The organism is Xanthobacter wiegelii (assembly GCF_043193855.2).
GTDB lineage: Bacteria > Pseudomonadota > Alphaproteobacteria > Rhizobiales > Xanthobacteraceae > Xanthobacter > Xanthobacter flavus_A.
On sequence record NZ_CM195529.1, the window covers coordinates 5,114,519 to 5,139,020 of the forward strand.

Sequence of the window (24,502 nt, forward strand, 5' to 3'; positions counted from 1 at the left end):
TTCGCGCCGATGCTAGCGCGCCGCCCCTGCCGCGCCAGACCCGCGTGCGTCGAAGCATTGCCAGGACCATGCTGGCAACATTGCGTCACAAAATCCGCCGCGCCGGACATTTTCCGATACCGCCCCGACGTCAATTTGCTCGCAGCGGCCGCCATCCTCGCGACAGGCTGAAGACCACGAGGCGCGACCCGCCTCGGTAGCCACCGGAAGGAAGGGAATCTCGCCGCCCTTGATCTTCCCTTCCCCGCAGCGGGCGTGCCTCGGCACGCCCGCTGTCCGCATTTCAACCTGAGCCCATCCGCGCCCCGTCATACGCCTGTCGCGCGCCCCCTTTACTGATCCTGAAAACGGTTTCACGCTCGATTGAAACAGCCGGGTGAAGCCAACCGGGGTCGCACGTGCCGCGCATCGTCACCATCAGGACCGTCGCCGAACGGGCGGGCTGCTCCATCGCCACGGTCAGCCGCGTCATCAACCGCTCGGCGCCCACCAGCGCCGACGTGGAGGCCCGGGTGCGGGCGGCCATCGACGAACTGGGCTTCCGCCCCAGCGAGATCGGCCGGGCGCTGAAGACGCTCAAGACCCGCACCGTCGGCGTCCTGATCCCGAGCCTCACCAATCCGGTGTTCGCGGCCTCGGTGGCTGGCGTGCAGGCCGCCGCCCGCGAGCGGCGCCACACTTTGCTCCTCACCGCGACCGATTACGATCCCGGCGCCGAGGCGGAGCTGGTGGAGACGCTGGTGGCGCAGAACGTGGCCGGCCTCGTGCTCACCGTCGCCTGCGCCAGCCAGAACGCCACGCTGGACCTGCTGGAGGCCGAAAGCATCCCCTTCGTGCTGGTCCACAACGAGCCGGAGGGCGACGCCCGCGCCGCCGTCTGCGTGGACAACGCGGCCGCCACGTCCGCCCTCACCGAGGCGATGATTGCCGCCGGGCACCGGCGCATCGCTTATCTCGCCGGCCGCTTCGCCACATCGGACCGCTCGCTGAGGCGCTACGAGGGCTATCGCGCGGCCATGCAGAAGGCCGGGCTCGTCGCCGCAGCGCCGCTGGAGCTCGACTATCTGGGCGACGCCCCGAGCCATGCGGCGGCGCTCGCCGGCCTGTTCGGCGAGGCCTCCGCCCCCACCGCCGCGCTGTGTTCCAACGACCTTCTCGCCCTCTCCGTGACCGGCGCGCTGCGCGACCTCGGCATCCGCGTGCCGGACCATGTTTCGGTAGCCGGCTTCGACGGCATTGCCCTCGGCCGCGCCATGAGCCCGAGCCTCGCCACCGTGGACACGCCCACCCGCCTGATGGGGGAGCGGGCCGTGGAGATGCTGTTCGAGATGATCGAGACCGGCGCCGCCCCCCGCGTGGAGCGGCTGCCCTTCAGCCTGCGGCCCGGCGGCACGCTTGCCGCCGCGCCGAAGCGTTCCCGCCGCCAAGACCCTACCCCGCCGACCCCACTCAACCCGTGAGGCCCGCCATGCGTCCCCTCAAGACCCTGTCCGCCGTGACGCTTTCCGCTTTCGCGCTCGCCGCCGTCGCAGCCATCGTTCCGGCCCGCCCGGCCGCCGCGGCGGATGCCATCTGCTACAATTGCCCGCCCGAATGGGCCGACTGGGGCGCCATGCTGAAGGCCATCAAGGCCGATACCGGCATCGACGTGCCGCAGGACAACAAGAATTCCGGCCAGTCCCTCGCCCAGATCCTCGCAGAGAAGGCGAGCCCGGTGGCGGATGTCGCCTATCTCGGCGTCACCTTCGGCATCAAGGCCAAGGATGCCGGCGTGACCCAGCCCTATGAGCCCAAGGGCTTCGCCGACATTCCCGAAGGCCTGAAGGACAAGGACGGCAACTGGTTCACCATCCATTCCGGCACGCTCGGCCTGTTCGTGAACAAGGATGCGCTCGGCGGCGCGCCGGTGCCGGCCTGCTGGGCGGACCTGCTGAAGCCCGAATACAAGGGCCTCGTCGGCTATCTCGATCCCACCTCCGCCTTCGTGGGCTATGTGGGCGCGGTGGCGGTGAACGGCGCCATGGGCGGCTCGTTCGACGACTTCAAGCCGGGCATCGAATACTTCAAGAAGCTTCAGGCCAACCAGCCTATCGTGCCCAAGCAGACGTCCTACGCCCGCGTGGTCTCCGGCGAGATCCCGATCCTGTTCGACTACGACTTCAACGCCTATCGCGCGAAGTATAACGAGAAGGGCAATTTCGCCTTCGTCATCCCCTGCGAGGGCTCGGTGGTCGTCCCCTACGTGATGACCATGGTGAAGGGCGCGCCGCACCCGGAAGCCGCCAAAAAGGTGCTGGACTACGTGCTCTCCGACAAGGGCCAAGCCATGTGGGCGAAGGCCTACCTGCGCCCCGCCCGCGCCATCGAGCTGCCGGCGGACATCGCCAGCCGCTTCCTGCCCGCCTCGGACTATGCCCGCGCCAAGCCCGTGGACTATGCCCGCATGGAGACGGCGCAGAAGGCCTTTTCCGACGCCTACCTCAACGCCGTGAAGTGAGGCGGGCTCAAGCCTGAAGCCATGCACAGCGCCGATCGCCTCGCCCGCCTGTTCCTGCTGCCCCTGTTCCTGTTCGTGGCGGCCTTCTTCCTGCTGCCCATGGTGCGGCTCATCGGCGTGGCGGGGTCCGGCCCCAACGGGATGGCGGAATATGTCGCCATCCTCACCAATCCCCGGCATTTCGCGACCCTCGTCGCGACGCTCGCCCTCTCGGCGGCGGTGACGGCGGCGACCCTCGCCATCGGCACCGTCGTCGCGCTATTCCTTGCCCGCAACCGTTTCTGGGGCCGGCCGCTGCTTGTCTCCTGCCTCACGCTGCCGCTGGCCTTCCCCGGCGTGGTGGTGGGCTTCATGGTGATCCTGCTGGCCGGCCGGCAGGGGCTCCTCGCCAGCCTGTCCATGGGCCTCGGCATGGGGCGATGGGTGTTCGCCTATTCCATGGCCGGCCTGTTCGCCGGCTATGTGTATTTCTCGCTGCCGCGGGTGCTCGTGACGCTCATGGCGGCCGTGGAGAAGCTCGATCCGGCGCTGGAGGAGGCGGCCCGCTCGCTCGGTGCGGGGCGCTTCGAGGTGCTGCGGGACGTGACCCTGCCCGGCATCGCCCCGGCGCTGATGGCCTCGGGCGCCATCGCCTTCGCCACCGCCATGGGCGCCTTCGGCACCGCCTTCACGCTGGCGACTCGCATCGATGTGCTGGCGATGACCATCTATACGGAGTTCACCCTCAACGCGAACTTCGCCACCGCGGCGGCGCTCTCCATCGCCCTCGGCCTCATCACCTGGGCGGTGCTCGCCCTCTCGCGCAACCTCGCCGGTGGCGGCGTGGCGGCGGCGGGCTGAGGCAAGCCATGAAAACCCACCGCCTCACCTTCGCCTTCCAGCTGTTCGTGACCCTGCTGGCCGCTGCCTTCCTCATGGTGCCGGCCGGCGCCTCCATCCTCGCCGGCTTCACGGCCAACTATTTCCGCGGCGTCTCCTCCGGCCTCACGCTCGATTGGGTGAAGCAGGTGCTGACGCTCTATTCGGGCACCATCTGGCTCTCCATCGGCATCGCGCTGGGCACGCTGGCCGCGACGCTCGTCATCGCCCTGCCCGCCGCCTGGGCGCTGGTGCGGCGGCCCTCGCGGCTCGCCCGCATCGTGGAAGAGGTGGTGACGCTGCCGGTGGCGGTGCCCGGCCTCGCGCTCGCGCTGGCGCTCATCCTCGCCTATGGCGCCATCCGCGAATTCCGCATGAGCCCGGCCTTCATCCTCACCGGCCACGTGCTCTACACCCTGCCCTTCATGCTCCGCGCGGTGATGGCGGTGCTCGCCGCCGTGGACATCCGCTCGCTGGAGGAAGGCGCGGCGTCGCTGGGCGCCTCGCCGCTGCAGCGCTTCTTCCATGTGGTGCTGCCCAATGCGAAGGGCGGCATCCTCGCCGGAGCGCTGATGGTGGTGACGCTCTCCATCGGCGAGTTCAACCTCACCTGGATGCTGCACACGCCGCTGACTAAGACGCTGCCGGTGGGTCTCGCCGACAGCTACGCCTCCATGCGCCTCGAAATCGCGAGCGCCTACACGCTGGTCTTCTTCGTCATGATCGTGCCCCTGCTCCTTGCCCTCCAGATGTTCGGCCGCACCACGGGGAGCGCGCGATGACCACCGGCGCCGCCATCTCCATCGCCGGCTGCGGCAAGACCTATCCGGACGGCACGCGGGCGCTCTCGCCCGTGGAGCTGGAGGTGAAGGCGGGCGAGACGCTGGTGCTGCTCGGTCCCTCCGGCTGCGGCAAGACCACGTTGCTGCGCCTCATCGCCGGGCTGGAGACGCCCGACGCCGGCGGGCGCATCGCCTTCGACGGCGCCGACGTGACGGCCCTGCCCATCGAGAAGCGCAACGTGGGCATGGTGTTCCAGTCCTACGCTTTGTTCCCCAACATGAGCGTCATCGACAACGTGGCCTATGGCCTGCGCGTGCGCGGCGTGGGGACGGCCGCGCGGCGGACGCAGGCGGCCTCCGTGCTCGCCATGATGCGCATCGAGGCGCTGGCCGAGCGGCGCATCGACCAATTGTCCGGCGGCCAGCGCCAGCGCGTCGCCCTCGCCCGGGCGCTCGCCGTGCGGCCGCGCGTGCTGCTGCTGGACGAGCCCTTGACCGCCCTCGACGCCGCCCTGCGCGAACATCTGCGCAGCGAGATCGACGCGCTGCTGCGCCGGCTCGCCATCACCGCCGTCTATGTCACCCACGACCAGGCCGAGGCGCTGGCGCTGGGCGACCGCATCGTGGTGATGAAAAACGGCGCCATCGCCCAGGTGGGCACGCCACGGCAGGTCTATTTCCAGCCGGCGGACGATTACGTCGCCGGCTTCGTCGGCATCACCAACCGGCTGGAGGGCATGGTGCGCAACGGCCGCTTCGAGACCGCCGCCGGCATCCTGCCCGTCACCGCGCCCGACCGGGCGAAGGCGCGGCTGCTGTTCCGGCCCGAGGCGGTGCGCCTCGTGAGTCCGGCGGACGCGACGCTGGTGTTTCAGGTGGCGCAGGTGGAGTTCCAGGGCCCGCGCCAGCGGGTGACGCTGAATGCCGGCGACGGAACCCGCATCATCGCCGAGGCGCCGGCCGACCTGCCCCTCACCGCCGGCACAGCCATCGGCCTTGTCCTTGATGCCAACCGCTACACTCTGGCCTGACCCATGCTGATCGCCCAGCTCACCGACACCCATATCCGCCGCCCCGGAACGCTGGCCTATGGGGTGGTGGATACCGCCACCTATCTGGAAGCCGCGATCGCGCACATCGGCGCCCTATCGCCCCGCCCCGATGCGGTGATCGTCACCGGCGACGTGACCGACTTCGACGACCCGGAGGAATACGCCCGCTTTCGCGCCATCGCCGCGCCCCTCGGCCTGCCGCTCTTCCCCATTCCCGGCAATCACGACAGCTCCGCCGGGCTGCTCGCCGCCTTTCCCGAGATCGCGGCGCGCTGCGCGGGCGGGCGCGTGAATTATGTGGTGGAGGACTTCCCGCTCCGGCTGGTGATGCTCGATTCCACCGTCCATGGCCGGCCCCACGGAACCCTCGGCGCGGAAGGTCTCTCCTTCCTAGATACGACGCTGGCGGCCGCGCCCGGCCGGCCGGCGCTGGTGTGCGCTCACCACCCGCCGTTCCTGACCGGCATCCGCCACATGGACGTGCAGAACCTGTTCGACGCCGCAGGGCTGGAGGTTGTGCTGCGGCGGCATCCGCAGGTCGTGGGCTTCACCTGCGGCCATGTGCACCGGGCGGTAACGACCACCTTCGCCGGCATCGCCGCCACCATCGCGCCGGCCCCGGCCCATTCCGTGAGCCTCGCACTCGACGCGGATGCGGCGCCCACCTTCCACATGGAGCCGCCCAGCCTCTCGCTGCACCTGTTCGCGGAGGGGCGGCTCGTGACCCACCGCAGCTTCATCGGCGGCTTTTCCGGCCCGCACCCCTTCTTCGGGCCGGACGGCAAGGCCATCGGCACGCCGGAGTGAGCGCCACAAACAAAAAGCCCCGGTCGAGCCGGGGCTTTTCAGTCGGGGAAGACAGGATCGCCCGTCTCAGCCGCCAGCCATCGGCAGCGGGATGGGCGCCGGGCCGGCCGCGGTGCTGCGCGAGGCCGTGTGCTGCGCCACGCGATCGGCATAAGGCAGTTCCAGCCGCTCCCACACGTCCGACAAAGCGGTCGCCAGATGGGCGATCAGCGCGTCGTCGTGGAACGGGGTGGGGGTGATGCGCAGGCGCTCCGTGCCGCGCGGCACGGTGGGGTAGTTGATGGGCTGGATGTAGATGCCGTACTCGGCCAGCATCAGGTCGCTGGCCATCTTGCAGGCCTTGGCATCACCCACCATCACCGGGACGATGTGGGTGGGCGTCTCCATCTGCGGCAGGCCGGCGGCGGCCAGCGCCGCCTTCACCTTCGCCACCTGGGTGCGCTGGCCGGTGCGCTCGGCCTGCGAATTCTTGAGATGGCGCACCGAGGCGGTGGCCGCGGCGGCGACGGCCGGCGGCAGAGCGGTGGTGAAGATGAAGCCCGGCGCGTAGGAGCGCACGGCATCGATGATGAGGCGCTTGCCGGTGATGTAGCCGCCGACCACACCGAAGGCCTTGCCCAGCGTGCCCTCGATCACGTCCACCCGGTGCATCACGCCGTCACGCTCGGCGACGCCGCCGCCGCGCGCGCCATACATGCCGACGGCATGAACCTCATCAAGATAGGTCATGGCGCCGTAGCGCTCGGCCAGCTCGCAGATGGCGCCGATGGGGGCGATGTCGCCGTCCATGGAATAGACGCTCTCGAACACCACCAGCTTCGGCCGGTCGCCGGACGCCTTCAGCAGCTCTTCGAGGTGGTCGAGGTCGTTGTGGCGGAAGATGGCCTTCTGCCGGCCGCCGTGGCGGACGCCCTCGATCATGGAATTGTGGTTCAGCTCGTCCGAGATCACCACGCAATCGGGGATCAGCTTGACGATGGTGGAGATGCCGGTGGCGTTGGAGATGTAGCCGGAGGTGAAGACGAGGCCGGATTCCTTGCCGTGCAGGTCGGCCAGCTCGCGCTCCAGCATCACGATCTCATGGCTGTTGCCCGAGATGTTGCGGGTGCCCCCGGCGCCGGCGCCGCGCGCCTGGGCCGCCTCGCACATGGCGGCGACCACATCCGGATGGCTGCCCATGCCGAGATAGTCGTTGGAGCACCACACCACGATGTCGCGCGGACCGCCCGGCGAGTGCCACACCGCCCGCGGAAAGCGCGAGGCATCGCGCTCGATCTCGGCGAAGGTGCGATAGCGGCGCTCCTTGCGCAGGGCGTCGATGGCGTCGGCAAAGAAGTGGTCGTAGGTCATTCCGAACCCTGCGGCGGCAGACGGGATCGCGGGTGGATCCTCATTGTTCTAAGATTATGCAGCCAGCTTGCTCCTTGTATTGATGCCAATCAAGTACCGAGCGTGACGCGCGGCGATCCGGCGCAACCCCGTGCCGGGACTGCACAAATGCCGCAGCGCAACAAGCCGCTCGGAAGACGGTAGCCGCCTGGCCCGACCTGGAACTTGCACGAAACCGGCGGCATCGGGCGGATCGCGCGGCGAGCTGCGCGCGAGCGTCAGATCTGCCCTGCGCGCCTGCACTGATCTTCATCAAATTGCCCCTTGCGAAGGCGGTACGAATCCCCTACATCCGCGTTGCCCAAATTCGCACGTGCCTGTGGTCGCGTGTCGGTCGGTAGGATCTCCGGACAAGAGGCCGGAAAGCTGCCAGGACGATCGACAAGCCGGAGGGAACCGGCCCACCCCGCTCCTCAATGCGGGGGACGTGACTTGAAGCAACGACGTAAGGGCTTTTTTGGTCTCGGTCGGCCCTCCAAAGGTCGGCGTTACTAAAGAGGCACTACATCTTGCCGGCCGTGCGGAGCGGGACTTCCCTCTCCAATCGTGCGCAGTCGTCCTCGCTCCTGCTTTGCCTTGCGGCCAAGCGGGCGGTTCTGCTGCCGTTCGGTCCGATGATGCGGCCGGGTAAAGCCCCGGCGAAGCGGGTACGGCCCGCAGACGTTCGGCGTGTCCACATCGCCGGGCGGATGCGAGCGCGTGCCCCGGGCTCTCCCTGAAAGGAGCGTCCGTCCTGTCGTCGCGCAGATCCCTGCGCTTCACTGGCTTCAGGTCACGGGGAGGTATCCATGACCGATCGCATCCGCGAATTCCTGCGTACCCGGCGAGAGGATGGCCCCTGCGTGGTGGTGGACCTCGACGTGGTCCGTACCAACTATCTCTCGTTCGCCCGCGCGCTGCCGGACACCCGCGTGTTCTATGCCGTGAAGGCGAATCCCGATGCCGCCATCCTGAAGGCGCTGGAGGAGCTGGGTTCCTCGTTCGACTGCGCCTCCACCGGCGAGATCGACATGGTGCTCGCCACCGGCGCGGGCGCCGACCGCATCTCCTTCGGCAACACCATCAAGAAGGAGCGCGACATCGAGCGCGCCTTCAAGCTGGGCGTGCGCCTGTTCGCGGTCGATTCCTACGAGGAAGTCGAGAAGATCGCCCGCGTCGCCCCCGGCGCCAAGGTGTTCTGCCGCATCCTCTGCGACGGTGCCGGCGCCGAATGGCCGCTGTCGCGCAAGTTCGGCTGCGAGCCGGAGATGGCGGCGGACGTGCTGGAGCACGCCCATCGCCTCGGCCTCGCCGCCTATGGCGTGTCCTTCCACGTGGGCTCGCAGCAGAAGAACGTGCACGCCTGGGACGGCGCGCTCGCTTCCGCCGCCGCGATCTTCCGCGCCTGCGCCGAGCGGGGCATCTCGCTGTCCATGGTCAATCTGGGCGGCGGCTTCCCCACCCGCTACCTGCAGGAGGTGCCGGGCGCCATCTCCTATGGCGAGGCGATCTTCGCCTCCCTGCGCCGTCACTTCGGCAACGCGCTCCCGGAAACCATCATGGAGCCGGGCCGCGGCATGGTGGGCAATGCCGGCCTGATCGAGACCGAGGTCGTCCTCATCTCGAAGAAGTCCGAGCAGGACGCCATGCGCTGGGTCTATCTCGACATCGGCAAGTTCGGCGGCCTCGCCGAGACGATGGACGAGGCGATCCGCTACCCGCTGCGCACCCCGCGCGACGGCGACGACACCGCCCCCTGCGTGCTCGCCGGCCCGACCTGCGATTCGGCCGACGTGATGTATGAGAAGACCCCGGTCGAGCTGCCTCTGTCGCTCTCCATCGGCGACAAGATCATCATCGAGGCGTGCGGCGCCTACACCACCACCTATTCGGCGGTGGCATTCAACGGCTTCCCGCCGCTGAAGTCCTACGTGATCTGAGGGCGGCTTCCGCCGCCGAAGATCCAAACTCCCGTGGCCCCCTGAGCGGAGCCACGCGGAGACCCGCCCGCGCGGCGCCCGAGCGTATTCCGCGACCCGGCCGCACAAGGTCCCCCGGCATCGGCTTCCCGCCGTCCGGGGCGTGAGGAGGGGATGTGTCCCCTCGTCTTCCGCACCCGTCCCTGAAGGCATTTCGCCTGGCTGTGATGCAGCCGGGACGGGCTTCTTCACCTCTCACGTTGGCGCAGGAGTTGCCGATGACCGAGATCGTGCTTGAATCCGTGGAAGATGTGGCCCCCCGCGAGGCCCTTCTCGACCTCACCATGGGCGAGGAGCGCAAGGCCAAGTCGTCCGAGCGTCTGCGCGAGGGCCGCCTGCCGGCGGAGGGCCTCGCCTTCTCCGCCCACGGCCCGGACGGCCGCCTGGCGGGCACCGTGCGGCTGTGGAACGTGACGGCGGGCCCCGCCCGTCCGGCGCTGCTGCTCGGCCCGCTCGCGGTCCATCCGTGGTTCCGCGCCCGCGGCCTCGGCGGCGACATGATGCGCGCCTCCATCGCGGCGGCGCGGGCCAAGGGCCATGGCGCCATCCTGCTGGTGGGCGACGCGGCCTATTACGAGCGCTTCGGCTTCTCCGCGGAGAAGACCGGCGAATTGTGGATGCCCGGCGCCTATGACCGCAACCGCCTGCTGGCGCTGGAGCTGAAGGCCGGCGCGCTGGACGGTGCCCGTGGCCTCATCAGCCCCACCGGCGCCCGCATCGCGCTGCCGTCGCTGGAAGAGCTTCTGGCGCCGGCGCTGCTGAAGACCGCCTGATTCGGTCGCGCAAAGAAAAAATCCCCGGCTCGATCCGTCGCGCCGGGGATTTTTGTTTCTGGGTCCGGATTTATGTCAGCCGCCCCGGCGCCGCTTCGGCTTGGGAGCCGCGAGGCGGTGCGCGGCCTGAAGCGCCGAGGCCAGCGTCGCCTCATCCACCACGGTGAGGTTGCAGCGGGTCGCGCCCATTCGTCCCCATCCGCCCGGCACCGGCGCGAAGGCTTCGGGCTCCTGCTCGCAATAGAAATCGCGCAGGTCGGGATCGAACATCAGGTTGAGATCGCGCCCGCCCGGCCCCAATGTCGCAAAGATCTTGCGTGGCGTGCGGAAGGCCCTGCGGTCGACGTGCGGCGCCTCGCTCGCCTCAGGCAGAGCGAGGGCCATCTCCCGGACACGCGTGGCATCGACCGCCATCGAAGGTCTCCCTCAGAGCGCGATCCGATCACGTTGAACCAACGTGATCGGTGAATCGCCCTCTGACTCCAAAAAAGAGCACGGGAGACCTTCGCAGGCCTCACCGCACGATGATGTTCTTGAACTGCCACGGGTCCTCGAGGTCGAGATCCTCGGGGAACAGCTTCTGCCGGCCGGTGAGGGGCGTCCAGTCCGTGTAGGTGCCGATCATCGGGCCGAGATAGGGCGTCTGCACTTCGAGGCAGCGGCGGAAGTCCATCTCGTCCGCCTCGACGATGCCCGCCTCGGGGTTCTCCAGCGCCCACACCATGCCGGCGAGCACGGCGGAGGTCACCTGCATGCCGGTGGCGTTCTGGTAGGGAGCAAGCTCGCGGGTCTCCTCGATGGAGAGCTGGGAGCCGAACCAGTAGGCGTTCTTGGCGTGGCCGTAGAGCAGCACGCCCAGTTCGTCGATGCCGTCCACGATCTCGTGCTCGTCGAGGATCTTCCAGCTCTCCTGGAAGTGCCCGCCGTTGCCGAACATCTCGTGCAGCGACAGCACCGCGTCGTTGCAGGGATGATAGGCGTAGTGGCAGGTCGGGCGGTAGACCACCGCGTCCCCGTCGCGCACCGTGAGGTAGTCGGCGATGGAAATGGCCTCGTTGTGGGTGACGAGAAAGCCGTACTGGGCCTGCGGCGTCGGCGTCCACGAGCGCACGCGGGTGGCCGCTCCGGGGGAGAGGAGATAGATGGCCGCGCCACAGCCCGCCTCGTGGGTGCGACCGTCCGGCGGCAGGCTCTTTTCGTGGGTGCCCCAGCCCAGCTCGGCGGGCTGCAGGCCTTCGGAAACGAAGCCCTCCACAGACCAGGTGTTCCAGAACTGGCCCATCACCTTGGGCTCGCGGGCGCGCTGGGTGTCGCGCTCGGCGATGTGGATGCCCTTTATGCCGAGGCTGCGGGCGAACTGCGCCCACTCCTCGCGGGTGGTCGGCTCTGGCCGGTCGAGGCCGGTGTCGGCGGCGATGTTGAGCATCGCCTGCTTCACGAACCAGGACACCATGCCTGGATTGGCGCCGCAGGTGGACACCGCCGTGGTGCCGCCCGGATTGCGGCGGCGGGCGGCGAGCAGGCTCTCGCGCAGCGCATAATTGGTGCGCGCGGCGGTGGGCATGTCCTCGTCGAAATAGAAGCCCTTCCAAGGCTCCACCACGGTGTCGATGTAGAGCGCACCGATCTCGCGGCACAGCTCCATGACCGCCACCGAGGACACGTCCACCGAGAGATTGACGCAGAAGCCCTGACCGGGGCCGTTGGTCAGCAGCGGGGTGAGCAGGTCGCGGTAGTTCTCGGCGGTGACTTCGGACTGGACGAAGCGGATGCCCCGGGAATCGAGCAGCTTGCGGTGGTCCGCCACCGGATCGATCACCACCATGCGCTCGCGGTCGAAATCGAAATGGCGCTCGATCAGCGGCAGGCAGCCCCTGCCGATGGAGCCAAATCCGATCATCACGATGGGGCCGTCGATCTTCGCGTGGACCGGCCAGTCGCTCATGGTGAAACACTCCTCGGGGTGGCGGCGCCGACCTGTCGGGGCGCCGCGAAAGTCACAGGACGCGCGAAAGCGGGGAACCCCCTGGCATCCGCGCGGCGTGAAAACGATGCCGCGCAAGGGCGCGGCGTGGGTGTAAGCGCCGCGCGCAGGCGCGGGCGGGCGCACCATGGGAAAAGCGCGGCCCGGCGTCAACCGAAGAGCTTGAGCAAAGCCGGCAAACCAAGCAGCGGCGGGGATTTGGTTCAGCGCCGGGTCGCGACTTTCACCGGCATGGCATCGACATGGAAGAGCGCGGGAAAGAGCCGCGTCCACAGCGCCACCACGATCAGCGTGCCGACGCCGCCCGCCACCCCGGCGCCCACCGCGCCGATGAGCGCGGCGACCATGCCGGATTCGAATTCCCCGAGCTGGTTGGAGGTGCCGACGAACAGGGAATTCACCGCGCTGACCCGCCCGCGCATCTCGTCCGGCGTGGAAAGCTGCACGAGGGAGGAGCGGATGACGACGCTCACATTGTCCGCCGCGCCGAGCACGAACAGCGCGCCCAGCGACAAAAGGAAGCTGGAGGAGAGCGCAAACACCACCGTCGCCAGCCCGAACACCGCTACGGCGGCGAACATGACGGCCCCGACCCGGCGCGTGGGCGGCCGGCGCACCAGCACGATGGACATGAGCACCGCCCCCACCGCCGGCGCGGCGCGCAGGGCGCCGAGGCCCTGCGTTCCCACATGCAGGATCTCGGCGGCATAGATGGGCAGCAGCGCGGTGACGCCGCCCAGCAGCACCGCGAACAGATCGAGGGAGATGGAGCCCAGCACCACCGGGCTGCGGCGGATGAAGGCGAGGCCGGAGAGCAGCGTCTCAAGCGTCATCGCGCTGCGCGGCCCGGGCGCATGGACATGGCGGATGAAGGCCATGGCGCCGGCGGCCACCGCGTAGCAGATGGCCGCCAGCGTCAGGGGCACCGCCGGGCCGAAGATATAGGCGAAGCCGCCCACGGCGGGGCCGGCGATGGTCGCCATCTGCATGGCGGAGGAGGCCACCGCCAGCGCGCGCGGCAGCATTTCGCCCGGCACGAGGCGCGGCAGCAGCGCCGCCATGGTCGGCGCCTCGAACGCGCGGCAGGCGCCGATGGTGATGACTGCGGCGTAGATCGGCAGGAGACCGGCATGGCCCGCGCCTTCCGCAAGGGCGAGGGCCCCCACGGTGAGCGCCGACAGCGTCTGGCAGGCGAGCACGATGCGGCGGCGATCGAAGGTGTCGGCCGCATGCCCCACCAGCAGGGTGAGGAACAGGATGGGCAGGAATTGCGCGAGCCCCACGAGGCCGAGGGCGGCGGCGCTGCCGGTGAGGCTGTAGACCAGCCAGCCGACCACCACTCCCAGCATCTGGAAGGCCAGCGCCGATGCGACCCGGCTGATCCAGAACAGGATGAAGGCGGGATGCTCCCGCAGCCGCATCCCGGCGGGGGGTGCGCTCGCGGTCACGACGGCGGCAGAGGTTGGGACGAGGGTCGGGGCGAGGTCTCGCGAAAGGTCACGGGGCAGGTCCGCGCGGTGGCACGTCCGCGCGCCGGACGATGCTTGATCCTTGCTCGCGTACCGCCCCAGGCGAGGGTTGGCAACTCCTGCCCCTGCGTCCGCTCACGCGGGGTTCAGATGCGCGCCGTTCAGTCGCTCGCCAGGATGTGGTTCTGGACGATGGGATAGACCTGGCTTGCCCATTTGCGGCCCGAGAAGACGCCGTAATGGCCGACGCCGGCCTGCATGTGGTGGCGCTTCTTGTGCGGGCGCAGAGCGGAGCAGATGTCCTGCGCCGCCATGGTCTGGCCGATGGAGCAGATGTCGTCCCGCTCGCCTTCCACGGTGAGCAGCGCCGTCTTGCGGATGGCGCGGAAATCGATGGGCCGGCCGCGATAGGTCAGTTCGCCCTTGGGCAGACGGTATTCCTGGAACACGTAGCGCACGGTCTCCAGATAGAATTCGGCGGCGAGATCGAGCACCGCGAAATATTCGTCGTAGAAGGCCTTGGTGGTCTCGGCCTTCTCCTCGTCGCCCTCGGCGAGGGCGTTGTAGAGATCGAGGTGCGCCTTGATGTGCCGCGTGAGGTTCATGTTCACGAAGGCGGTGAGCTGCATGAAGCCGGGATAGACCCGGCGCCCGGACCCCGCGAAGCCTTTCGGCACGGTCGAGATCAGGTTCTTCTCGAACCACGCGATGGGCTTGGAGGTGGCGAGCTCGTTCACCTTGGTGGGGTTGATGCGACAGTCGATGGGGCCGGCCATGAGCGTCATGGAGGCCGGCACGGCCGGGTTCTTCTCCTGCGCCATCACCGCTGCGGCCACGAGGGATTGCACGCACGGCTGGCAGACCGCCACCAGATGGGCGCCCGGACCCATGATCTCCAGGAAGCGGATGACGTGCTCGACGTAGTCGTCGAAACCGAACGGACCCGCCGAGAGCGGCACCTCGCGGGCATTGTGCCAGTCCGTGATGTAGACGTCATGGTCCGGCAGCATCGTCTTCACGGTGTTGACGAGCAGCGTCGCGAAATGACCCGACAGGGGCGCGACCACGAGGACGCGGGGCTGTGGCACCTCCACGTCCTTCTTGAAGCGCAACAGGGTGCCGAAGGGCAGGACGGCGGTGTTCTCCTCCGTCACCTGGACTTCGCGATTTCCGACTTCAACCGTTTTGATGCCGAAAGACGGCCGGCCGTGGGTGAGGGCTGCGCGCTCGATCAGCTCGTAGGCGGCCGCGAGCTGGCGGAAGCCGAGATGGCCGTAGCCGTTGACGAGGGGGCCGTTGAGGGTCTGCCGCGCGAGGCTGGCGAAGAACCTCATCGGGCTCATGAGGTCGGCCTGGGCCTGATAGGCGGAGTACATCATGGCAGCGAACGCCGAACCGTCCGGCACCACGGTGCCAGAGGAATGAACCTGGAAGAAGTCTGCAGCATGATGCCGAAAGGTCCTTCTGCTCCGCGTCCCCCACGCCCGGCCCCCGACGGCCGGCGGAAGCATTAAGTAGTTGTCGCAGGCCCAGCTTTCCGCTTTGCAGCAAGCCTGAACGGATGTACCTGTTAAGTTGATATTGGAGCTATGCGTGGTGCATTGCAACACGCATCCTTAGCAATAGGGCCGACGGCCGAGCGACCGCGCCGGATGGCCCCACCAAAATCGAAGCCGCCGGCTGCGCCAGAACAGACACGGGCGGTCAGAAACAGGCGAAAGTCGAGGGGAACGGTCAGGTCAGGGATCGCAAATCCGAGGCACGGGACAGGCATGGCGACGCTCACCATCTCCAGCAAGAACTACTCCTCCTGGTCCATGCGCGGCTGGCTGCTGTGCAAGATGGCCGGCCTCTCCTTCGAGGAGGAGCGGGTGCCGACCGACGATCCCGACGCCAAGGCGGAGCTGCTTCTGCTGTCGCCGTCCTTCCTCGTGCCGCGGCTGGTGCACGAGGACGTGACGGTGTGGGACACGCTGGCCATCGCCGCCTTCCTCAACGAGGTCTTCCCCGAGGCCGGCCTGCTGCCCGCCGACCGCGCGGTGCGCGCGCACTGCCTCTCCATCTCCGGCGAGATGCACTCGGGCTTCGCCAACATGCGCTCGGCGCTGCCGATGAACATCAAGGCGCACTATCCGGGCTTCAAGGTCTGGGCCGGCGCACAGGCGGACATCGAGCGCATCGCCGCCATCTGGCGGGGCTGCCTCACTGCCCACGGCGGGCCGTTCCTGATGGGCGCGACACCGACGCTGGCCGACGCCATGTACGCCCCCGTCTGCTCCCGCTTCACCACCTACGACGTGAAGCTCGATCCCCAGTGCGAGGCCTACCGCACCCGCATCATGGCGCTGCCGCTGGTCCAGGAATGGATCGAGGGTGCGCTGTCCGAGCCCGAGGAGCTGGAAGAGCTGGACGCCGAGTTCTGATGCTTTCGGACCTCTTCCGGTGATCGAAACGGCGACGGCCGCCGCCGCGTCCGTGAATCTTGGCCTGATCGCAATCGGCTTTGCCGTGCTCGTGCTGGCGGGCATGGTGAAGGGCGTGATCGGCATGGGCCTGCCGACGGTCGGCATCGGCCTGCTCAGCGTGGTCCTCGCCCCGCCCGAGGCGGCGGCCCTGCTGATCCTCCCCTCCACGGTCACCAATTTCTGGCAATACTTCACCGGGCCGAACGTGCTCGGCATCGCCCGGCGATTCGGCTGGATGATGGCGATGGTCGCCGCCGGCACGCTCACCGGAGGCCTGCTGCTCGGCGGCCTCGCCTCGCCCGCCGCGCAGCCGGCGCTCGGGGCGACGCTGCTGGCCTATGGCCTGCTCGGCCTGTCCTCGGTGCAGCTGAAGGTGCCGGCGCGGCACGAGCCGTGGCTGTCACCGCTCATGGGTTTTCTGACCGGCCTCGTCACCGGCACCACCGGCGTCTCGGTCATGCCCTCGGCGCCCTATCTGCAGTCGCTGGGGCTGGCGCGGGACGATCTGGTGCAGGCCCTCGGCCTCACCTTCATCGTCTCCACGGCGGCGCTGGCGGTGGTCCTGTTCCATCCGGGGGACGGCGGCGGGCCGATGGCCGATCCGGCCACCGCGCTCGCCTCGGCGGCCGCGCTGCTGCCGGCCTTCATCGGCATGCATCTCGGCACCTTGGTGCGCCGGGCGGCCTCGCCGCAGATGTTCCGGCGCATCTTCTTCTCGGGCCTCGGCCTGCTCGGCGTCTACATGCTGGCGCGCGGCCTCATCTGAGCCGGCCGCCGCCTACGGCCCCCGCCTCTCACTCGGAGAGGCGGTGGATGTCGTGGATGACGATGCCGATGGAATCGTCCGGCTTCCTCAGCCATTCCTTGCGCCGCAGGGTCTTCACCGTGTCCTCGTAGCCGGTCTGCCAATGCTCGCGCATGGAGGTCTGCGAGAATTCGTAGTCCTTGGATTCCCGCTCGTAGGTCTTTTCCTGATAGATCAGGTGGCAGATGTTGACCGGGCCGGAGTTGGAATAATCGTCGATAAGGGCGATGTCCTCCTCGGTGCGCAGCTGCTCGGGAATGCGCTGGAGCGCGTCATAGAGCTTGGAGCGCAGATCCTGCACGCGGCGGAACACGTCGGTGGTGTAGCGGGTGCGGCTCGAATAGGCGACGTCCTTCTGCCGCTCCGACACGTCGAACATGTCGCGCGGCAGCTGCCCGCGGGCGCTGAACAGGTCCACCTGGAACACCAGCGCGCTCGGATGGTCCGGCTGGTCGAGCAGGAACTGGAGCGGGGTGTTGGAGACGACGCCGCCGTCCCAGTAGAACTCGCCATCGATCTTGATGGCCGGAAAGCCCGGCGGCAGCGCGCCGGAGGCCATGATGTGCTCGGGAGCGATCTTGTGCTCCTGGTTGTCGAAATAGATGAAATTGCCGGTGCGTACGTTCACCGCCCCCACCGAGAAGCGCTTCTCGCCGGAATTGATGCGGTCGAAGTCCACGAGGCGCAGCAGCGTGTCGCGCAAGGGTGCCGTGTCGTAGAAGGAGGTGGCGCCCGGCGCCCCCGACGGCAGCAGCCAGGGGTTGGGAAAGCGCGGGTTGAAGAAACCGGGCTGGCCCTGAAGGATGGTGCGGGCGGCGCTCAGCTGATTGCGCCACTGGCGGAAGATGTCGCCTTCCAGATTGATCGGCAGGATCCGCCGGGAGGTGATGGTCTCCCAGAAGTCCCGGAGCTTCGTCACCCGGTCCTGCGGCGCGTTGCCGGCGATGATGGCCGAGTTGATGGCGCCGATGGACACGCCGGAGATCCAGTTGGGATCGCAGCCCACTTCCGACAGCGCCTCGTAAACGCCCGCCTGATAGGCGCCGAGCGCCCCGCCGCCCTGGAACACCAGTGCCACGCGCTTGTACTCGTCGATGATGTTGCACAGCTCGCTGGAGCGCTGGTTGGCAGCCTCGGTCATCGGCCCTCACCCCTCAAAATTGTTATGCAGGCCCGGCGGCGCAAGGAGCGCCGCCGGCAGCGCGGTCGGGCGCCGACCTTACGTCAGGCGCCTTCCTTCAGATAATCGTAGACCACCTCGCCGAGGCCCAGCGTCAGGTCGGCCTTGATGTGGACGGCGGAGAGAACCTCCAGCACCGGCAGGGCCGCGACGTTGCACAGGGCGTGCGGGAACAGGCCGAGGGCGCCGGGCCCGACCCAGCATTCCTTGAGGGTGACGTCCACGAGATAGTAGCGCACCAGCTCGCAGATGCGGGGCGTGGCGTCCACGTCCGGGATGATCTTGAGCAGGAAGCTCGGGGTCAGCAGGGAGGCGAGGATCTTCTCCTTGTCGCCGGCCACCCACTTGTATCCCATGGTCGCGGAGGCGCAGAGCACGCTGCCGTAATGGAGCGTGCCGACGAGCGTGTCGGTTTCCACCTTGAGCTTCGGTTGGGCGTACTTCTTGGGAAAGCCCCACAGCTCGCGCCCGCCGGCGATGGGGGATTCGTCGTCCAGATACATGGAGTGGACGTAGCCGCCTTCCTGTCCGTTGAAGCGGACCGGGATGACCTGTCCGGTCTCGGTGTAGTCGCCGAAGCCGGTGGAATCGGGCATGCGGATGAATTCGTACTTCACCACCGGCTCGGTGATCTCGAGCGGCTCGGGCACCACCTTCGCGAGCGCCTCCGGATCGGTCCGGTAGGTGATGATCATGTACTCGCGGTCGATGAAGCGGTAGGGCCCCGGCGGGAAAGAGGGATTGGTGAGCGGCATCGAGTAGGCAGTGCGGCGGACGTCGGCGATCTTCATCGGCAGGTCTCTCGTGCGCTTGTCCCGTTTCGCACCTGCGAATGGACGCCGCCAAGGTAGAGCGGACGCGCGCCCGTGAAAAGCCGCTTGCGGCACGAGTTTCCTGCACGGCTAAGGACTTGGTATGCGGTCCCGCACCGCGTCACGCCTGGAAAACCCGAAGGTCCGGACACTGCCGGGTCAGAAGACGAGAAGGCCTCCGCTGCCTTTCTGCGTCCCGAAGCCCACAGCCCCGCCGGAGCCGTGCCAGGCCATGGCGGTCACGGGGTCGCCGTCGGGCGCGCGCAGCAGGATCTCGGCGCCATCCGAGATGCGCACCATCATCACCATGCCGTCCTCATAGCCGATGGCGACGACGGGGTCTTTCGGGTGGGGCGCAACCACCGTCACCCGCGTGGTGGGCGACGGCGCCAGCATCATGGGCTCCTTGCCCATGGGGCCGTCCTTGGCCTGGAACGGCCACAGGATCGCCTCGCCCGAGCCGGACGTGGCGAGCCACTTGCCGTCGGCGGTGAAGGCGAAGGACTTCACCCGGGATGGATAGCCCGACATGCGCATATGCGCGCCGTCCACCACCCGCCAGCCGTGCAGCGCCGGCTCCTGCATGGTGCTGACGAGGAAGCGGCCGTCGGGCGAGAAGGTTACGCCGAGGTGCGAGCCCTTCCAGCCGTAGACCTCCGGCTTGGCGCCCGCGGCATTGGGAAACCACAGGGTCACGCCGCCGTAATGCGCCACCGCGAGGCGCAGGCCCTTGGGCGCGAAGGCGAGGCCGCCCACCGTGGACGGCACCTCCAGCGATCGCGGCTCACCCTTCTGCTGGAGCACATGGGCGACCTTGCCGGCGGAATAGGCGATGGTGCCGTCCGGCCCCAGAGCCACGCGGTCGATCCAGCGGCCCTTCTGCTGCGCGAGTTCGCGCGTGGCGCCGTCCGCACGCGTTTCCATCACCCGCCCGTCGTCGCCGCCGGTCACCAGCCGCTTGCCGTCCGAGGTCGCGCTGAGGACGCCGCCATCATGGACGGGCACCGTGACCGGCACCGCGCCCTCCTCCAGGCCCGTCAGAAAAACCGCGCCATCCGTGCCGACGAAGGCGGCCTTCGAATCGAGGAAGGCGAGGGCGACGATGCCGGCCTCGAAGGCGAGCGGCCGGACCTTGCCGGTGAGGCTGGACGGGGCGGAAACCATGGTGCTCTGATCCCGGTGATGGACGGGGCGTTCCTTAAGGCACCGATGCGGGCCGCTGGCAAGGTGGGTTTGCCTGTGCGCGAAGCCGTCGCATAAGGGCGGCACGCCATGTTCGACACCACCCTTCCCATCGACGCCGTCCTCGGCGACATCCGCTCGACGCTCGCGTCCTCTCCCTGCGCCGTGCTGGTGGCCCCGCCCGGTGCCGGCAAGACCACGCGCGTGCCCCTCGCCTTGCTGGACGAGCCGTGGGCCGCGGGCGGAAAGATCCTCGTGCTGGAGCCGCGCCGCCTCGCCGCCCGCGCCGCCGCCCGGCGCATGGCGCAGACCCTCGGCGAGGCGGTGGGCGGAACGGTGGGCTTCCGGACGCGCCTCGCCTCCGAGGTGTCGCGCCGCACCCGCATCGAGGTGGTCACGGAAGGCATCTTCACCCGCATGGTGCTGGACGACCCCGAACTCTCGGGCATCACGGCCGTGCTGTTCGACGAATTCCACGAGCGCAGCCTCGATGCCGATCTCGGCCTCGCCCTCGCCCTCGATTCCCAGCGCGGGCTCAGGGACGACCTTCGCCTCCTCGCCATGTCGGCGACGCTGGACGGCGCCCGCGTCGCCTCTTTGATGGGCGCCGGCGCGCCCGCGCCGGTGATCGAAAGCGAGGGCCGCGCCTTTCCGGTGGAGACGGCCTATCTCGGCCGCGATCCGCGCGCGCCCATCGACCGCCAGATGGCCGACGCCATCCGCCGCGCGCTGGACCGGGAAGACGGCTCCATCCTCGCCTTCCTGCCCGGCGCCGCCGAAATCCGCCGCACCGAGACGCTGCTTCTGGAGCAGGTGCGCGACCCCGAGGTCGATATCGTCGCCCTGTTCGGTGCCCTCGACGCCGCCGAGCAGGACCGCGCCGTTCTGCCGGCGCCGGCGGGGCGGCGCAAGGTGGTGCTGGCCACCTCCATCGCCGAGACATCGCTCACCATCGAGGGCGTGCGGGTGGTGGTGGACAGCGGCCTGGCCCGCGTGCCGCGCTTCGAGCCCGACGTGGGGCTGACACGGCTTGAGACCGTCCGCGTCTCCCGCGCCGCCGCCGATCAGCGCCGGGGACGCGCCGGACGCACCGAGCCCGGCGTCTGCTATCGCCTGTGGAGCGAGGGCGAGACGGCGAGCCTGCCCGCCTTCGCCACGCCCGAAATCCTCTCTGCCGACCTCACCGGCCTCGTGCTCGACCTTGCCCGCGTCGGCGTGCGCGAACCCGCCGCCCTCCCCTTCCTTGATCCGCCCCCCGCGCCCGCCGTCACCGAGGCCAAGGCGCTGCTGCGCCTTCTCGGCGCGCTCGATGCCGAGGAGGCGGTGACGTCGCTCGGCCGCCTCATGGCCCGCCTGCCCTTGCCGCCACGCCTCGCCCACATGGTCGCCATTGGCGCAGAACGCGGGGCCGGCAGCCTCGGCGCGGAGATCGCCGCGCTTCTGGTGGAGCGCGGGCTCGGTGGCGACAGCGTGGACCTGCTCGCCCGCCTGGACGGCTTCCGCCGCGACCGCTCCCGCCGCGCAGAAGATTCGCGCCGCCTCGCAGCCCGTTGGGCGGAGATGGCGGGGCGGGAAGCGGCGACGGGAGAGCATGGCGATGGAGCGCCCCCCTCCCCCGCCGCCCTGCTGGCGCTCGCCTTTCCCGATCGCGTCGCCAAGGCGCGCGAGGGGCGGCCCGGCGAAACCCAGGTGCGGTTCCTGATGGCCAATGGACGCGGCGCGGTGCTGGAGGGCACCTCACCGCTTGCACGCGCCCCGTTCCTTGCGGTGGCGGAAGCCTCCGGCCGTGCCGAAGGCGCCCGCATCACCCTCGCCGCCGCGCTCCCGGCCGAGGAGATGGAAGCCCTGTTCGCTGACGACATCACCTCCGGGCTGGAGATCGCCTTCGATCCGGCAGCGATGGCTGTGCGGGCACGGGAGGTTCGGCGGCTCAGGGCGCTCGTGCTGGCCGCGCGGCCCCAGCCCGTTCCGGCGGACGCGGAGACGGCCCGCGCGCTCGCCCGGGGCATCGCGGATGCGGACATTGGACGCCTGCCCTTCTCCGCCGCATCCCGGCAATGGCGCGAGCGCGTCATGTTCCTGCGCGCGGCCGAGGGGGAGCCGTGGCCGGACCTCTCCGACGCGGCGCTGGCGGCATCGGCGGAGGCGTGGCTCGCGCCGCTTCTCACCGGCCGGACCTCGCTGGCCGACATCACGGGCGCCGACGTGGGCAACGCCCTTCACGCCTTGCTGCCCTATGAGCTGACCGCCCGGCTGGAGGCGGAAGCGCCCACCCATTTCACCGCGCCCACAGGCTCCCGCCTCGCCATCGACTATGGCGCCGAGGGCGGGCCGGCGGTGGAGGTGCGGGTGCAGGAATTGTTCGGCCTCACCGCCCATCCCGCCATCGCCGGCGGGCGGGTGCCCCTCACCCTCGCGCTGCTTTCGCCCGCGCATCGGCCGATCCAGGTGACCAAGGACCTGCCGCAATTCTGGCGCGGCTCCTGGCGCGATGTGCGGTCCGACATGCGCGGCCGCTATCCCAAGCACCCCTGGCCCGAGAACCCGGCCGAGGCGCCGCCCACCACGCGGGCAAAACCGCGCGGGACGTGAGGGACGGGGGCTTTCTTTGCCCTCGCTCAGGCGCCGCGCGGGCTTGTGCGCGCGCACCTTGAAGAGCCCTGCTACTCCGCCGGAATGGCCCGGGGCCGACCCTCGCCGTCGATGGCGACGAAGGTGAAGACGGCTTCCGTCACCTTGGTCGACTGCTCGCTCTCGCGCGCCCGGCGCCAGGCCTCGACCTCGATGCGCAGCGAGGTGCGCCCGACCCGCGCGATGGTGGCGAACAGGCTCACCTCGTCGCCCACCGCGACGGGGGACAGGAAGCTCATGGCCTCCACCGCCACCGTCGCCGCGCGGCCGCGCGAACGGCGCGCCGCCACGTTGCCGGCGGCAAGGTCCATCTGCGACATCAGCCAGCCGCCGAAGATATCCCCGCTCGGGTTGGTATCGGCCGGCATGGCGATGGTCCGGATGACCGGAATCCCGTCCGGCATCTGCGAGCCCTTGTCGTGCATCCCTTCTCCCCGCACGCCTGAGGCGCGCCGTGTCCAACGTTCCGCCGAAGCTGATAGCAAAATTTCGCCGCAGCGCGGCCAAATTTGATCCACCTCAGAGAATCGGGAGCGCGGGCGTGGTTTCTAACACTTGTCCATGTCTTTTCGGGGCAGACAGGGCATGGATGACCGGCTCCGCCTTGCTGTGTGGGCGGAGCCGGTATCTCTTTCAGCCGAACCTTTTCAGAAGGCCGGCACATGATTCCGCCGGAACGAGGCTGACCTCGTTACCGGCGGTTTTCATTTTGGGCCGGTCGCATCGGAGGCCGCCATGGTCCAGACCCGTCCCGAAAGCCGTATCTCCCGCATCCGCCAGCGTGCCCTCGCCGCCACGGTGCTCGCCGGAGCGCTCGCCGCCACCCTCGCCCCGGTGGCGCAGGCCTGCACACGCGCGGTCTATCTGGGCTCCGACGGCATCGTCATCACCGGCCGGTCCATGGACTGGATGGAGGACATGCACACCGACCTGTGGGCCTTCCCGGCCGGCATGGCGCGGGACGGGGCGGCCGGGGCCAACACGCCGAAATGGGTGTCGAAGTACGGCAGCGTGATCGCCGCGGGCTATAATGCCGGCACCGCCGACGGCATGAACGAGAAGGGTCTCGTTGCCAACCTGCTCTATCTCGCCGAGTCGGAATACGCGAAGCCCGCCGGAAAGCCGGCCCTCTCCATTATGGTGTGGGCGCAATACGTGCTCGACAATTTCGCCACCGTCTCCGAAGCAGTGGCTGCGCTCTCCGCCGAGCCGTTCGTGGTGGTGACGGCGACCCTGCCCAACGGCTCCGGCGCCCAGCTCCACCTCGCCATCTCCGACCCGTCCGGCGACAGCGCCGTCTTCGAGTATCTCGGCGGCAAGCTGGTGGTGCATCACGGGCGGCAGTACCAGGTGATGACCAACTCGCCGAGCTACGACCAGCAGCTCGCGCTCAACACCTATTGGCAGGAGATCGGCGGCACGGTGTTCCTGCCCGGCACCAACCGCGCGGCGGATCGCTTCGCCCGCGCCAGCTTCTTCATCAAGGCCATCCCCACCAAGGCGGCGCCGGAGATCCTGTCCGCGGTCCCGGACCAGACCTACGCCAACCAGGCCGTGGCGAGCGTCGTCAGCGTGATGCGCTCGGTGAGCGTGCCGCTCGGCCTCTCGACGCCGGGTGAGCCGAACATCGCCTCCACCCTGTGGCGGACGGTGAGCGACCAGAAGGACAAGGTCTTTTTCTTCGATTCCGCGACCAGCCCGAACACCTTCTGGGTGCCGATCGCGGATCTGGACCTGAAGCCGGGGGCGCCGGTGAAGAAGCTCGATCTCGCCGGCGGCAAGGTCTATGGCGGCAACGCCGCCGCGCGGTTCGTGCCGGCGGCGCCTTTCATCTTCCTCGGCGTCAAACTGGACTGAG

The 24,502-nt window shown here is 69.0% G+C and carries 21 protein-coding genes; 12 read left to right on the top strand and 9 right to left on the bottom strand.

Annotation, left to right across the window (positions count from 1 at the left end; translation table 11 throughout):
* The first annotated feature begins 398 nt into the window (after window positions 1-398).
* Genes V5F63_RS23930 through V5F63_RS23955 form a run of 6 tightly spaced genes read left to right on the top strand, consistent with a single transcriptional unit; the run spans window position 399 to window position 5,996 of the window.
* Entirely contained in the window at window positions 399-1,460 is a 1,062-nt protein-coding gene (locus V5F63_RS23930; protein WP_394102881.1) for a substrate-binding domain-containing protein, read from the top strand.
* An 8-nt stretch (window positions 1,461-1,468) separates the two neighbouring features.
* Window positions 1,469-2,497 carry an ABC transporter substrate-binding protein gene (locus tag V5F63_RS23935; RefSeq protein WP_209486537.1) on the top strand — a complete coding sequence of 343 codons (1,029 nt, stop codon included), beginning with the start codon at window positions 1,469-1,471 and terminating at the stop codon, window positions 2,495-2,497.
* Between the two features lie 21 nt (window positions 2,498-2,518).
* Window positions 2,519-3,337 carry an ABC transporter permease gene (locus V5F63_RS23940; protein WP_394102880.1) on the top strand — a complete coding sequence of 273 codons (819 nt, stop codon included), beginning with the start codon at window positions 2,519-2,521 and terminating at the stop codon, window positions 3,335-3,337.
* An 8-nt stretch (window positions 3,338-3,345) separates the two neighbouring features.
* Window positions 3,346-4,137, top strand: a complete 792-nt coding sequence (locus V5F63_RS23945) for an ABC transporter permease (RefSeq protein ID WP_394102879.1) — start codon at window positions 3,346-3,348, stop codon at window positions 4,135-4,137.
* Window positions 4,134-5,168, top strand: coding sequence for an ABC transporter ATP-binding protein (locus V5F63_RS23950; RefSeq protein WP_394102878.1), 1,035 nt, complete (start codon window positions 4,134-4,136; stop codon window positions 5,166-5,168). The genes V5F63_RS23945 and V5F63_RS23950 overlap by 4 nt, the downstream gene beginning before the upstream one ends.
* Window positions 5,169-5,171: 3 nt before the next feature.
* Window positions 5,172-5,996, top strand: a complete 825-nt coding sequence (locus tag V5F63_RS23955; protein ID WP_209486545.1) for a phosphodiesterase — start codon at window positions 5,172-5,174, stop codon at window positions 5,994-5,996.
* A 66-nt stretch (window positions 5,997-6,062) separates the two neighbouring features.
* Here the strand turns inward: V5F63_RS23955 and hemA are convergent, their stop codons facing one another.
* A complete protein-coding gene (gene hemA / locus V5F63_RS23960) occupies window positions 6,063-7,346 on the bottom strand; it encodes a 5-aminolevulinate synthase (RefSeq protein WP_209486552.1) in 1,284 nt (427 codons plus the stop codon).
* Window positions 7,347-8,173: 827 nt separating this feature from the next.
* Between hemA and V5F63_RS23965 the strand changes: the two genes are divergently transcribed.
* Entirely contained in the window at window positions 8,174-9,304 is a 1,131-nt protein-coding gene (locus V5F63_RS23965) for a type III PLP-dependent enzyme (RefSeq protein ID WP_209486555.1), read from the top strand.
* Between the two features lie 257 nt (window positions 9,305-9,561).
* Window positions 9,562-10,116, top strand: coding sequence for a GNAT family N-acetyltransferase (locus tag V5F63_RS23970; RefSeq protein WP_394102877.1), 555 nt, complete (start codon window positions 9,562-9,564; stop codon window positions 10,114-10,116).
* 75 nt (window positions 10,117-10,191) lie between these two features.
* Here V5F63_RS23970 and V5F63_RS23975 read toward each other — a convergent pair whose 3' ends face one another.
* The 4 genes from V5F63_RS23975 to V5F63_RS23990 form a co-directional block, all read right to left on the bottom strand.
* On the bottom strand, window positions 10,192-10,530 hold the full coding sequence (locus V5F63_RS23975; RefSeq protein WP_394102876.1) for an MmcQ/YjbR family DNA-binding protein: 339 nt from the start codon (window positions 10,528-10,530) through the stop codon (window positions 10,192-10,194).
* Between the two features lie 100 nt (window positions 10,531-10,630).
* The gene (locus tag V5F63_RS23980; RefSeq protein WP_209486561.1) at window positions 10,631-12,061 is read right to left on the bottom strand and encodes a homospermidine synthase; all 1,431 of its coding nucleotides are present in this window, start codon (window positions 12,059-12,061) and stop codon (window positions 10,631-10,633) included.
* A gap of 242 nt (window positions 12,062-12,303) precedes the next feature.
* Window positions 12,304-13,521: an MFS transporter gene (locus V5F63_RS23985; RefSeq protein ID WP_394102885.1), complete on the bottom strand. Its 1,218-nt coding sequence runs from the start codon at window positions 13,519-13,521 to the stop codon at window positions 12,304-12,306.
* Window positions 13,522-13,730: 209 nt separating this feature from the next.
* A complete protein-coding gene (locus tag V5F63_RS23990; protein ID WP_394102875.1) occupies window positions 13,731-14,948 on the bottom strand; it encodes a polyhydroxyalkanoate depolymerase in 1,218 nt (405 codons plus the stop codon).
* Between the two features lie 393 nt (window positions 14,949-15,341).
* Here V5F63_RS23990 and V5F63_RS23995 point away from each other — a divergent pair, with 393 nt between their 5' ends.
* Both V5F63_RS23995 and V5F63_RS24000 read left to right on the top strand, forming a co-directional pair.
* Window positions 15,342-15,992: a glutathione S-transferase family protein gene (locus tag V5F63_RS23995; RefSeq protein ID WP_209486565.1), complete on the top strand. Its 651-nt coding sequence runs from the start codon at window positions 15,342-15,344 to the stop codon at window positions 15,990-15,992.
* Window positions 15,993-16,011: 19 nt separating this feature from the next.
* Window positions 16,012-16,800, top strand: coding sequence for a sulfite exporter TauE/SafE family protein (locus V5F63_RS24000; RefSeq protein WP_348634277.1), 789 nt, complete (start codon window positions 16,012-16,014; stop codon window positions 16,798-16,800).
* A 28-nt stretch (window positions 16,801-16,828) separates the two neighbouring features.
* On the opposite strand, the gene V5F63_RS24005 is transcribed toward V5F63_RS24000, so the two are convergent.
* From V5F63_RS24005 to V5F63_RS24015, 3 genes are all read right to left on the bottom strand, one after another.
* A complete protein-coding gene (locus tag V5F63_RS24005) occupies window positions 16,829-17,980 on the bottom strand; it encodes a patatin-like phospholipase family protein (protein WP_209486567.1) in 1,152 nt (383 codons plus the stop codon).
* Window positions 17,981-18,063: 83 nt separating this feature from the next.
* Window positions 18,064-18,810: an acetoacetate decarboxylase gene (locus V5F63_RS24010; RefSeq protein ID WP_394102874.1), complete on the bottom strand. Its 747-nt coding sequence runs from the start codon at window positions 18,808-18,810 to the stop codon at window positions 18,064-18,066.
* A gap of 180 nt (window positions 18,811-18,990) precedes the next feature.
* Window positions 18,991-19,995: a WD40 repeat domain-containing protein gene (locus V5F63_RS24015; protein WP_394102873.1), complete on the bottom strand. Its 1,005-nt coding sequence runs from the start codon at window positions 19,993-19,995 to the stop codon at window positions 18,991-18,993.
* Window positions 19,996-20,103: 108 nt separating this feature from the next.
* Between V5F63_RS24015 and hrpB the strand changes: the two genes are divergently transcribed.
* Complete coding sequence (gene hrpB, locus V5F63_RS24020) at window positions 20,104-22,605, top strand: ATP-dependent helicase HrpB (RefSeq protein WP_394102872.1); 2,502 nt, start codon at window positions 20,104-20,106, stop codon at window positions 22,603-22,605.
* 71 nt (window positions 22,606-22,676) lie between these two features.
* Here the strand turns inward: hrpB and V5F63_RS24025 are convergent, their stop codons facing one another.
* Window positions 22,677-23,069, bottom strand: a complete 393-nt coding sequence (locus V5F63_RS24025) for an acyl-CoA thioesterase (protein ID WP_209486574.1) — start codon at window positions 23,067-23,069, stop codon at window positions 22,677-22,679.
* Between the two features lie 310 nt (window positions 23,070-23,379).
* On the opposite strand from V5F63_RS24025, the gene V5F63_RS24030 reads away from it, so the two are divergent.
* Window positions 23,380-24,501 (top strand): linear amide C-N hydrolase, encoded by a 1,122-nt coding sequence (locus tag V5F63_RS24030; protein ID WP_394102871.1) that lies wholly within the window; start codon window positions 23,380-23,382, stop codon window positions 24,499-24,501.
* Window position 24,502 lies beyond the last annotated feature (1 nt).